This is a genomic window from Streptomyces solincola, assembly GCF_002982015.1.
Classification (GTDB): Bacteria; Actinomycetota; Actinomycetes; order Streptomycetales; family Streptomycetaceae; genus Streptomyces; species Streptomyces solincola.
In genome coordinates this window covers 32,800-42,265 of the sequence record NZ_PVLV01000121.1, presented here as the reverse complement: position 1 = coordinate 42,265, position 9,466 = coordinate 32,800, and the positions used below count along the sequence as shown (strand labels likewise).

The following is a 9,466-nucleotide window of genomic DNA, read 5'->3' as shown; positions in this document are numbered from 1 at the left end:
CCCTCCTCACTCGGTCATGACCACGCGGCGGTCCTCCGGCTCGACGGCCAGGACGTTCGGTCCGAACGGGCGGGTCTCGACCACCAGGGCGGCCGTCACCGCCGGCAGGGTGCCCGCCAGGGGGCCGAACACGATCTCAGCGGCCAGGGAGGCGGTCACGGCCGGCAGGGTCCCGGCCATCGTCGCCAGGCCCTCGACACCGCCCGCGAAGGCACCGGACAGCGCCGGCAGCGTGGCCGCGACCGGGCCGTCCGCCGGGGCGAAGTGCTCGCCGGCGAAGGCTGCGGTGGGAGCAGGCAGCGCGCCGCTCAGCGGGCCGTCATGGGAGGCCGTGGCGGTGATGGCCGCGGTCACCGCAGGGAGGGTGCCTGCGACCGAGCCAGACGACTCGGGTACGTCAGCCTTCAGCGCGAACGTACGGAGCACGTTGCCCTGCACGTTGTTCGTCTGGGAGTTGCTGATCGCTATGCCGGCCTTTGTGCCGGATGCGGTCTCGTCAGCATCTTTCGAGTACAGCGCGTGGGCGTAACAGGTGGTACCACCCGAGAACACGCCAACGTCTAGCTCTTCGCTGACACCTGTCACGGACTCGGAGAACGTGGGGATGTCCGCGTTGCTGGTGCTGCTGGGCCGGCGCGCTGCGCGGAAATAGAAGACTCGCGTCACCGCGAAGCTGGTGGTGGCGGAAGGCGTGGTCGGAGGCTCCGTGGGGTCGTCTACACCCGTGACCGCCTCATCGTTGATCGGAGCGCTGGTATCAACACCCCGCCACGCGGTGATGGAGCCGACCAGCGGGCCCGTATTGGCCGGGACGCTGAACGTGTAGGACGCAGGCTCAGAACCGCCGGCCACCTTGTAGAACAGGCCGTCGCGGAAGGCGACGCCAGGTGACTTGGTGCTGTTGACCAGCGTCCAGCCGGTGAGGGTGGCGGTCTGGTCGTTGTGACTGAAGTGCGCGATCAGCACGTCCCCGGATGCGACGCCCGTGGGCTTCGCCACGCTGATGCTGGTCGCACCTGCGCTTGTCGCGGTGGTGGCCGAGCCAACCTGGGTGATCGCCACGGCTCACCGCCCCCTCAGAGAAGGATGAAGAGCAGAACGACGATGAGAACAACCGCGAGGAGGGAGAGGTACATCTGCGCCACCTCCCCTCAACCGGCCGGCATCGTGATGGTGCCGGACGTGATGGTGACGTTGACGCCGTTGTTCAGAGCCGTGGTGTTCAGGTTCAGCTCGGCACCGGAGGTGCCCACAGCTCCGTCCACGACATTGGCGCTAGCGCTGTCCTGAATGCGGAACCAGCCCGCGGTGCCGGTGGCGGAGGCCGCGACCGTCTTCGGGGTGCCGGCGAGGGTTACAACGCCGGAGGCGGCTGCACCGAAGGCCGGGTCGCTGAGCGTGAAGGTAGCCAAGAGCGTCGAGCCACCGATCGAATCGTTGGCCGTGGCCGGCTGGCTACCGGTGTAGATCTTCAGCGTGGCTGCGCCGGAACCGCCGTCGGCCTGGGCGGTCACCTGGTTCGCCATCGCGTTCCGCAGCGCTGTGGCAATACGAAGAGCCATGTCTTCTGCTCCTTATCGGTTCGTGACGCGGATCGTGATGGACCGCTCGTCAATCCGGCCCTGGTTCGTTGTGATCTTGTTGGACACCTGGTAGACCCGACCCTCCGAGCCGCCCGACACCCAAGCCGTCGCAGTCGACGCCGAGAAACCCGACGACTCAAGCGTGATCCCCGGGGAAACCGTCATCACCGAGCTGGTGATGTTCTCCAGCGGACTGAGCCACTGCGACCAGTCGAAAATCCAGTCCAGGGTGGCGTCCGGGTCCTTAATGTGGTTCGTCGCCATAAATACACCCCTGAATCCGGTTCAAAAAAGCAATTACAGACCATCCTGGAAATTGAGCCCAGCCAGGAGGTAAATGGATAGATATGCACGCTTGGCGGGTGCCGGTTTCGGCGGATTGAGGTGCCGGCGGCTGGCAACCGAAGCCGTCGGCCACCCACGACCAGGCCGCGGTGGGCGAGGCCGGCCCTCAGGAACTCCACCCAGGCCGCTGAACTTCGGCCGGCGGTTCCCAACGCCTGCCGATCGACGGTTAAAGCGCCCCTGACCTGCGAAAATGCAGCCCTTGGGGCCGAATCGCCGCAGATTTTTCCATCGGGGAGAGAAACGGTCGACAGGGGCGGGGTCGACCGGGCCGCGCGGGCCCGTCGGCAACCGGCCCCCCTCCCTCACCCATGTGTCAAGCATGGTGAGCTGAATTCTTCTGAGTGTGCGTCGACTACCACTTAGATCACCTGAGTGTTTGTCATCGACGCATCGAAAGCTATAAGTGTCGGCGCATTCTCATGCAGCGCCGATATGCGTTTCATGTGGTGCGCGGGACAGTTCGATGCGAACGCGCGAATGAATGCAATGGGTGTGGCCATTGGCTTGCAACGTTGACGGTAAGGGATTCCTTATCGAGCGACTAAGGGATTCCTTATAGGTCAATGTGAGTGCATGCGCGTTGGGATGCGTTGCTACCTTGAATGGGTGATCACCTGTTGCACATGTGCAGTTGCCATGCCTATGGGTGATCGGTGCACGTGGTATGCCGTGTGGCCTAGGCGTGGGGGTGCGGGGACCGATGACGGGCGTGCCGTCGTGCGTAGGCGTGTGGGATGCGGCAGGTGGTCAGTGGTGCGGGCGTGATGCTCGGTGTTGCGTGACAGTGATGCAGTGGCTTGCCAGTCAGCTTGTCAAGCAAAGCAATGTTCAACAGCAAGTTGAATTGAAGTTGTTTGAGTTGATCAATTGAGAATGAATGAATCAATGCATGATGTGTGTGCATGAGTGGTGTGCATGGGTGCACGTGCACGTGGGGATAGGGGTACAGGGGGTAGAGGGGATAGGGCATAGGGCGTGGGCACGTGGCACATGGGTGTATGGGTGTGCACGTACTACTAGGCACGTGTGCCATGTGTTGGGTGTGTGCACATAGGCATTGGTGCATGTGCTTGTAATGGGTGTGTGCGTATGGCTTAGGTGTGCACGTGATGCAGGGTCATGGTGCACACGAGGTACGCATAGGGCATGGGGTGTAGGTGGCGGTAGGTGGCAGGTAGGTATGGGTGTGGTGGCTAGGTGTTGGTGCACTAGGTATGTGTGGTGGGTCGAGTGGTGCACTGTGATGGTGGGTTGCTACTGATCTACATGCAATAGGCCAGTGATCTAGGTGTGGTTGGGGTGTAGATCGTGGCGTATCTCAACAGGGTGACCATGTGAAGTAGAGGCGTATAGCCAAAGATCAGAAGGCCACCATTTAACAGGGCATGGGTAGTTACAGAATAGGTAGGGCCAACAACCCAAAGTCGTGGGGAATTTGGGGTACCTTTTTTCCCAAAACCCTTGTATTTGGCGTAGCGTGGGCGCACAATAGAAGTACATCAGGAAAGCGGAAGGACCCCGAATCTACAGGGCGCGTCACCGCACAAGATGAGGATTCTCCTCCTGATGATCAACAGATAAGGCACCCATACCAGAATGTGGGACACGCAGCGGCTAAGGCCCCTGAAAAGGCTAGACCACGGCGCGGGTGAGCGACGGAAGACCCGTTAGACCCAAACACCCCCAGTAAGTGAGGGGTTGGCTGATCAATCGGCCAACCCTGCTAGGAACGCGGCCCGTTCGAGTCGGGCACTGGGGACTATGGGAAAGCGGCCTGTAGCGGAAACGAAACCGAGCGGCCTAATCGGGATGTGAACGCCCGACGGTAAACGGTCCACGCCTAAAGGAGACGTCCAGTAGTTGAAAGTGGCTAACCAGTCCGAACCCACTCGCTAGTGCACAGAAGTACAGGCCATTTCCCATCCCGCTTGCCAGTCATGACGGTAGCGACGCGACCCATGATCACATACCGATTAGCTCGGGTGATCGGTCATGGGTGAATCAGCGGCTCGCATGACTGGCAATCCATCCCACTGAAAGAACGGCGCGAACCATGAACACCATCACGGTCACCAGCGCTACCGCCGTTACAGCCAAGCTCTGTGCGGCTATCCGTAACGGCGTTGACGGCGAAACCGTCGATGCTACCGGCGGAACGCTCCCGACCCATGGCTATTGGGTTGGTGGCCGTTCGTGGACGCTCGTTAAGAGCGCTTCCCGCGTCACGCCTGATGATGTTGCCGGTTTCGTCTCCGCTCACCCTACGGCCCGGTATTTCGGGGTGTGGGTTGAGAACGGCCGCGCCTATCTCGACATCGCAGACCACGTTCTGAGTCCGCGCGACGCTCACGCCATGGCTGTTGAGCGCAACGAAATCGCAGTGTTCAACATCGACACGGGAGAGTGTGAGCACATATGAGCGTCCGGGTTTACGCACAGAAGCAGCGCACCACTGAACGGGCCCGCCGCGAGTCGTACGAGGTTCAGGATTCGGCCCTGGATGAACTGATTGCGGATGCCGTCAAGGTGTCGCGCAAGGCGCGCCGACTGTCGGCGCAAGCGGAAGCGTTTCTCATCGAGCTGCAAGACGACAGGCTGTGATCGGCATGGACGGTAAGCCCTACACCGTAGTTCGAGACTGGGACGACGATGCCGCTTCTGCGGAGCCCGTGATCTTCCACGTAACGGCCCGGTCCGTAGCGCAAGCGCTGGAATTGGCCGAACAAGCAGCAATCGACGCGTACGGCCCCGAAGAAGCTGATCACCTGTACGGCGTCGTCGTGCTGGCCGGTCACGCTTACGAGGCAGACAACTGAAACACAAGCTCCGGGACCGTTTAGCGGTACGGCCGTCATAGGCCGCCCGGAGCACTCGCAAGTTCCCGCCCAATCACCGTTAGGTGAGTACGATGATCAACATGAAGACTCTCACGCCCGAAGAGCGGGAACAGTTCGTGATCAACATCATGGACGAGTATGCGAAAGCCTCCCCGGATCAACTCGCCCGGGGCCGCGCGTGGTACCTCACCGCTCACCAACTCGCAGACATGATCAGCGAGGGCAACGTCATGGCCGGTGCTGGCGTGATCGCCGCACTGTCCGCCCAGAAATCATGGGCTGAGAACTCCCGACTGGCGTCCCGAGCTTTCGAGAGCGGCGCGCCCAGCGGGCACACGGGTGAGACGCTGGCGAAGGCCGCGAAGATCATGGCCGGTGCCGACCCGGCGGTAGTGCTGCCGATGACTGCCAAGACCGGCAACTTCTACCGGTGCATTCTCGACCCGGAAGACGCCGAAGCGGTCTGCATCGACCGGCACGCGCACGATATCGCCGTAGGCGAGACGTACGGCAGCCGTGACCGTGGACTGTCGGCCAAGACCCGCTATGCGGTCGTGGCGCACGCCTACCGTGAGGCCGCTATGCGGCTGGGCGAACTCCCGTCCACGGTCCAGGCCGTTACGTGGGTAGTCCGCACCGAAGGTATCGCCGGAACCGCCACCCGACCCAAGAACAGGTGATGATCATCATGAGTGAGTACGTAACCCTCACGGTGGTGGTAGCGATTGACGGAACCAGCGGCGACCCGTGCGACACCCTGCTGCAACAGCACCCCGACGTGATGTTCGTCGGGCATGAAGACGGAGTCACCACTACGGCGCTAACCCTCGGCGCTGACCCCGACAGTTGGGACTGACGCTGTAGACCCTCAGCCTCCGGACCGTTTAGCGGTACGGCCGTCATAGGCCACCGGGGGCACTTTCGTGCCCACCACTACCCGGAGCAACGCTATGGGCGACTACAACCGGCAGTACGTCAACGAACTCATCGAGCGGTGGGAGAACGCCGACAGCAACGACGAGGAGCATGACGTCGCGGCTGAAATGGTCGATCTTCTGCGCGAACTCGTTGACGACGACTAACCACCCGGAGCAACGCCGTGAACATCACCGAGTACAAGAAGATCCACAGCAAGTTCCACCCGGCAGTGCGCACGGGTGGCCGGTACGGAAGCTACGCGGTACCGCCGCACCCGCTGGAGGGCCGCAGCGTCGCCCAGTGGGTCGCAGAAGCCCGCGCAGGCTGGCCGAAGGTTCCCGTCCCGAGCGACCCATACGTGGCCGCCCGCAAGGTGCTGGACAAGCACGCTGAGGACGACGTGCTGTTCGAGCGCATCTAACGCACAACACCACCCGGAGCAGGGCCATGGAACACGAAACGCTCGGCGCTATGTGGGAGCGCGCGAAAATGGACCGCCTCCACCTTGTGGTGACGGCCGCTCTCCCCAACCCGGAACTCGGCTGCAACATCGAGATGACGGGTCACGTCATCGGGCGGGGCTCGAAATACTCGATCTACTTCCCCGAAACCCGCGAATTCATCGAAGACGTCCGCGCCGAGTGGATCACCGACGCGCGACTGATCGCCCCGAGCAGCGAGGAAGCCGAGTCATGAACCTTGAGCAGTCCACCCAGCACTCGTACGACGACGTGGTCTCCGCGCTGAACGATGCCGCCGACGGCATCCGCGACGGACTTGATCTCAGTGACCGCGACAGCGACCTGATCAACCTGATGGTCAACGTCGCGGCGGCGACTCTGAAGCAGCCCGGCATCTCGCTGGACGAAGCCATCCGCAAGGAATACGAACTCGACCCCGAAGAGGTTCGGGGTTGGTGGGACTGGTGAACACCATGAACATCGACTTCAGCCAGGGCCTGTACTCCGGGCTGGCCACCCCTGTGTCGTCGCTGAACTTCCCCGAGCTGCTGGACTACGAGTCGGCCCGCGACCTGATCGCGTCGGCCGGCGAGTCCGCCCCGCTGCTGGGGGTGAACGGCGAGGGTGAGCCGGTGTCGGTCTGCCTCGATGAGGACTCCCCGCACGTGCTGGTGAACGCCGGGAGCGGTGGCGGTAAGTCGGTCATCCTGCGGAGCGTTGCCGCGCAGATGCTCGCCCGGGGCTCGCGCGCTGTGTTCCTCGACGTGAAGCGGCACAGCCACCGGTGGGCGAAGGGCCTGCCGAACGCGCACTACGCCGCGACCCTCCCGGAGATCGGCAACGCGCTGATCTCGCTCGGCATGGAGGTCCACCGCCGCAACGAGGTGGTGGAGGCTTTCCCCGGACCGATTGAGGAGGCCCCGGTCGGTCCGCGCCTGGTGGTGCTGTTCGAAGAGCTCAACGCCACCATGACGCAGCTCCAGGCCCTCGACCGGAAGCTGCCCCGTGGCTCGTACACCGCCATGGACGCCTTCCGGGACATCATGTTCATGGGCCGGGCGGCGAAGGTTCACATCGTGGCCGTCGCCCAGTTCGCGAGCACCGCCGCTCTCGGTGGTGGCGACATCCGGGAGAACTTCTCCACGCGCATCCTGGCCCGGTACACCAAGCAGGCGTGGACGATGCTGGCCTACGACTGTGGTCTCCCTCAGCCCTCCCCGGAGCAGAAGGGCCGGGGCATGGTGTGCCGCGCGGGCAAGGCCCGGCAGACCCAGTTCCTCTACCTCACCGAGGAGGAGGCCGCCGAGCTGGCCCGTGGTGGACACCGCCCGGAGCGTCGGCTGCCGGCGACGGTTCGAGCGCATCGTCGTGCCCGAGCTGGCCGGCGGGCGCTGGTCGCCTCCCGTGGCTCACTGTGATTGAACGATGACGGCCCCCTGCGTCGGCAGGGGGCCGCTCCCGAAGGGAAGATCCGATGGCTACCTGGGATGTGTACCTGCACGGCCACGTGCACCAGCGGGTGACGGTGGAGGCGGAGACGGAGGTCGAAGCGTGGACCGCCGCCCAGATTGCGGTGTTGAAGAAGAAGCCCGTCCGGCCGCCCGAGTGGACGCCGGTCATGGTCCACAAGCGGAAGGGGTGATCAGATGCAGGCCGCCGTGAAGTCCTGCCAGTCCTGATCGGCCCGATGCCGCGCCTCTTCGCGGCTGATCCCCTTCTCGGTGGCCAGGATGATGGCGGCGGCCTCCCGGAAGCCCTCCACCCGATCCTGGGAGGCTTCCGATTCGAGCTCCATCCGCCTGTTGATCAGCTCGACGTACGCCTTGGACCATCCGCGCTGCTGCACCAGGCTGTCCATGAAGGCCCGGCGCGCGGGCCCGATCTCTGCCTCTGTCATGCAGGCCATCGTGGCATGCCCGAGCCGACCCCATCAGCGAAACACCACCCGGAGCACAATCATGTCCGAATACCCAGTTACCGCCGACGAGTTGATGGCGTTCGAAGACGGTCGTCTCGGCCCCGGTGAAGTGATCGACATGTTCCAGCGGCTCATCGACTCCGGCATGGCCTGGCGGCTGCAAGGCAGCTACGGCCGGACGGCCCGAGGGCTGATAGATGCCGGGTACTGCGAGGAGGCAGCATGAGCATCGAATGGAAGTACAGGCACACCGGATGGTCAGCTCACAGTGGTGCCGGGGGTCGAATGAACTACTGGCTGGCTCGGTACGAGGACGGCGTCCAAGTGGAGGTGTACGAGATGGCCGACGGGCGTCTCAGGCGGTTCTCGGACTACCGAACCGCGAAGGCCCGGGAAGTCTCCCTCAACCAGACGATTGGCGTTGCCCCGAGCTGATCACATGCGAAAGCGGCCCCGTGCCTCCTCGGAGGTGCGGGGCCGCTTTTTGCATTTTTGGGCAGGCTACCGCCCTCGCGTCATGGTGTGCCCTTAGCACCCCTTTTGTCAACAATTCGGACATCACGAATCGGTGGAGGTGGCGGGGGCGGGCAGCCAGGAACCGCCGCCGGCAACTCCAGCACGTCCCACCTGGCACGACCGCGATCGAAGGTCTTGGTGATCCTGCCCTCCTTCGCCCAGCGGTAGAGGGTGTGCCGGTCCCTCCCGGTGTAGAGCATGGCTGCCGCCGTGTCGATCAGGCGTTCCCGCTGAGGCCGTCCAGCTATACCTGCCCGGAGCGCTCTGATGTGGGCAACGAGCGCAGGAGTTTCCCGAAACCATTCGGTGCCGGGTATGCGCGCGTCAGCGAACTCGCGGTGCCGCATTCCCTCCAGGCCGGGCCGGGAGGGCTCGGTGGCCAGAAGCTCGTCGCAGGGCACCGCCTGAAGGCGACTCTCCAGATCGGCCGAGTACCCGATCTTGATCCGGCAGCAGAACCGAAGGTAGTAGATCACCCCAACCCCGAGCCGCATTGTGGGCTTCGGCTTCCTTTTGGTCAGATCCACCCGGTAAGCACGCCGTCTTGCCTCCGAGTAAGCGAAGCTCTTTTCTTCCTCGGTGACTTGCTCCCCGTTGCCCAAACGGATCGCAAGATCGAGAACGTAACTACTGAACTCGTCGCTCACCCCAGCAGCACCCGCTCGATGGCGGCCCGGGTCTCCACGTCGCCGGCAACCCCCGGAAGCTGCTGAAGTTCCTCCGCGATGCACTGCATCCGGTCGCGGTGCCACTCCCAGAAGGCGCGCACCTGTTCTTCGCCAAGGAACTCGGCCAGCTTGGTGTACTCGTCCCCGAGCTGAAGCGCCAGCCACTTCTGCTCACCGCCGAGTCGTTCCACCCGTATGTAGGGCTTTTCCGTCGGCC

General features: G+C 63.5%; 19 protein-coding genes. 13 read left to right on the top strand and 6 right to left on the bottom strand.

Annotation, left to right across the window (positions count from 1 at the left end; genetic code table 11):
* Positions 1 to 6 precede the first annotated feature (6 nt).
* From C6N75_RS09930 to C6N75_RS09920, 3 genes are all read right to left on the bottom strand, one after another.
* Entirely contained in the window at positions 7 to 1,062 is a 1,056-nt protein-coding gene (locus tag C6N75_RS09930; protein WP_105868506.1) for a hypothetical protein, read from the bottom strand.
* A gap of 89 nt (positions 1,063 to 1,151) precedes the next feature.
* The gene (locus C6N75_RS09925; RefSeq protein WP_105868505.1) at positions 1,152 to 1,562 is read right to left on the bottom strand and encodes a hypothetical protein; all 411 of its coding nucleotides are present in this window, start codon (positions 1,560 to 1,562) and stop codon (positions 1,152 to 1,154) included.
* A gap of 12 nt (positions 1,563 to 1,574) precedes the next feature.
* The gene (locus C6N75_RS09920) at positions 1,575 to 1,847 is read right to left on the bottom strand and encodes a phage fiber-tail adaptor protein (RefSeq protein ID WP_105868504.1); all 273 of its coding nucleotides are present in this window, start codon (positions 1,845 to 1,847) and stop codon (positions 1,575 to 1,577) included.
* Positions 1,848 to 3,984: 2,137 nt separating this feature from the next.
* Here C6N75_RS09920 and C6N75_RS30140 point away from each other — a divergent pair.
* From C6N75_RS30140 to C6N75_RS30590, 11 genes are all read left to right on the top strand, one after another.
* The gene (locus tag C6N75_RS30140; RefSeq protein ID WP_146132525.1) at positions 3,985 to 4,350 is read left to right on the top strand and encodes a hypothetical protein; all 366 of its coding nucleotides are present in this window, start codon (positions 3,985 to 3,987) and stop codon (positions 4,348 to 4,350) included.
* Positions 4,347 to 4,532 carry a hypothetical protein gene (locus C6N75_RS09915; RefSeq protein ID WP_105868503.1) on the top strand — a complete coding sequence of 62 codons (186 nt, stop codon included), beginning with the start codon at positions 4,347 to 4,349 and terminating at the stop codon, positions 4,530 to 4,532. The genes C6N75_RS30140 and C6N75_RS09915 overlap by 4 nt, the downstream gene beginning before the upstream one ends.
* Positions 4,529 to 4,747 carry a hypothetical protein gene (locus C6N75_RS09910; RefSeq protein ID WP_105868502.1) on the top strand — a complete coding sequence of 73 codons (219 nt, stop codon included), beginning with the start codon at positions 4,529 to 4,531 and terminating at the stop codon, positions 4,745 to 4,747. Before C6N75_RS09915 ends, C6N75_RS09910 begins: the two co-directional genes overlap by 4 nt.
* A 92-nt stretch (positions 4,748 to 4,839) precedes the next feature.
* The gene (locus C6N75_RS31485) at positions 4,840 to 5,448 is read left to right on the top strand and encodes a DUF7178 family protein (protein WP_258177316.1); all 609 of its coding nucleotides are present in this window, start codon (positions 4,840 to 4,842) and stop codon (positions 5,446 to 5,448) included.
* Positions 5,448 to 5,624 (top strand): hypothetical protein, encoded by a 177-nt coding sequence (locus tag C6N75_RS30595; RefSeq protein ID WP_181160420.1) that lies wholly within the window; start codon positions 5,448 to 5,450, stop codon positions 5,622 to 5,624. The genes C6N75_RS31485 and C6N75_RS30595 overlap by 1 nt, the downstream gene beginning before the upstream one ends.
* Before the next feature lie 94 nt (positions 5,625 to 5,718).
* Positions 5,719 to 5,850, top strand: a complete 132-nt coding sequence (locus C6N75_RS31480) for a hypothetical protein (RefSeq protein WP_258177315.1) — start codon at positions 5,719 to 5,721, stop codon at positions 5,848 to 5,850.
* Between the two features lie 17 nt (positions 5,851 to 5,867).
* Complete coding sequence (locus tag C6N75_RS09895; protein ID WP_105868500.1) at positions 5,868 to 6,107, top strand: hypothetical protein; 240 nt, start codon at positions 5,868 to 5,870, stop codon at positions 6,105 to 6,107.
* Positions 6,108 to 6,133: 26 nt separating this feature from the next.
* The gene (locus tag C6N75_RS09890; protein WP_105868499.1) at positions 6,134 to 6,382 is read left to right on the top strand and encodes a hypothetical protein; all 249 of its coding nucleotides are present in this window, start codon (positions 6,134 to 6,136) and stop codon (positions 6,380 to 6,382) included.
* Entirely contained in the window at positions 6,379 to 6,615 is a 237-nt protein-coding gene (locus tag C6N75_RS09885; protein ID WP_105868498.1) for a hypothetical protein, read from the top strand. Before C6N75_RS09890 ends, C6N75_RS09885 begins: the two co-directional genes overlap by 4 nt.
* Positions 6,603 to 7,565: a P-loop NTPase family protein gene (locus C6N75_RS09880; protein WP_105868497.1), complete on the top strand. Its 963-nt coding sequence runs from the start codon at positions 6,603 to 6,605 to the stop codon at positions 7,563 to 7,565. Before C6N75_RS09885 ends, C6N75_RS09880 begins: the two co-directional genes overlap by 13 nt.
* Before the next feature lie 56 nt (positions 7,566 to 7,621).
* Positions 7,622 to 7,789 carry a hypothetical protein gene (locus tag C6N75_RS30590; RefSeq protein ID WP_181160419.1) on the top strand — a complete coding sequence of 56 codons (168 nt, stop codon included), beginning with the start codon at positions 7,622 to 7,624 and terminating at the stop codon, positions 7,787 to 7,789.
* Here the strand turns inward: C6N75_RS30590 and C6N75_RS09875 are convergent, their stop codons facing one another.
* Positions 7,790 to 8,044, bottom strand: a complete 255-nt coding sequence (locus C6N75_RS09875) for a hypothetical protein (RefSeq protein ID WP_105868496.1) — start codon at positions 8,042 to 8,044, stop codon at positions 7,790 to 7,792.
* Between the two features lie 61 nt (positions 8,045 to 8,105).
* Between C6N75_RS09875 and C6N75_RS09870 the strand changes: the two genes are divergently transcribed.
* Positions 8,106 to 8,291 carry a DUF7417 domain-containing protein gene (locus C6N75_RS09870; protein WP_105868495.1) on the top strand — a complete coding sequence of 62 codons (186 nt, stop codon included), beginning with the start codon at positions 8,106 to 8,108 and terminating at the stop codon, positions 8,289 to 8,291.
* A complete protein-coding gene (locus C6N75_RS30135; RefSeq protein ID WP_146132524.1) occupies positions 8,288 to 8,500 on the top strand; it encodes a hypothetical protein in 213 nt (70 codons plus the stop codon). Before C6N75_RS09870 ends, C6N75_RS30135 begins: the two co-directional genes overlap by 4 nt.
* Positions 8,501 to 8,580: 80 nt before the next feature.
* Here the strand turns inward: C6N75_RS30135 and C6N75_RS30585 are convergent, their stop codons facing one another.
* Both C6N75_RS30585 and C6N75_RS09860 read right to left on the bottom strand, forming a co-directional pair.
* Complete coding sequence (locus C6N75_RS30585) at positions 8,581 to 9,228, bottom strand: GIY-YIG nuclease family protein (RefSeq protein WP_181160418.1); 648 nt, start codon at positions 9,226 to 9,228, stop codon at positions 8,581 to 8,583.
* Complete coding sequence (locus tag C6N75_RS09860; protein ID WP_146132523.1) at positions 9,225 to 9,440, bottom strand: hypothetical protein; 216 nt, start codon at positions 9,438 to 9,440, stop codon at positions 9,225 to 9,227. Before C6N75_RS09860 ends, C6N75_RS30585 begins: the two co-directional genes overlap by 4 nt.
* Positions 9,441 to 9,466 lie beyond the last annotated feature (26 nt).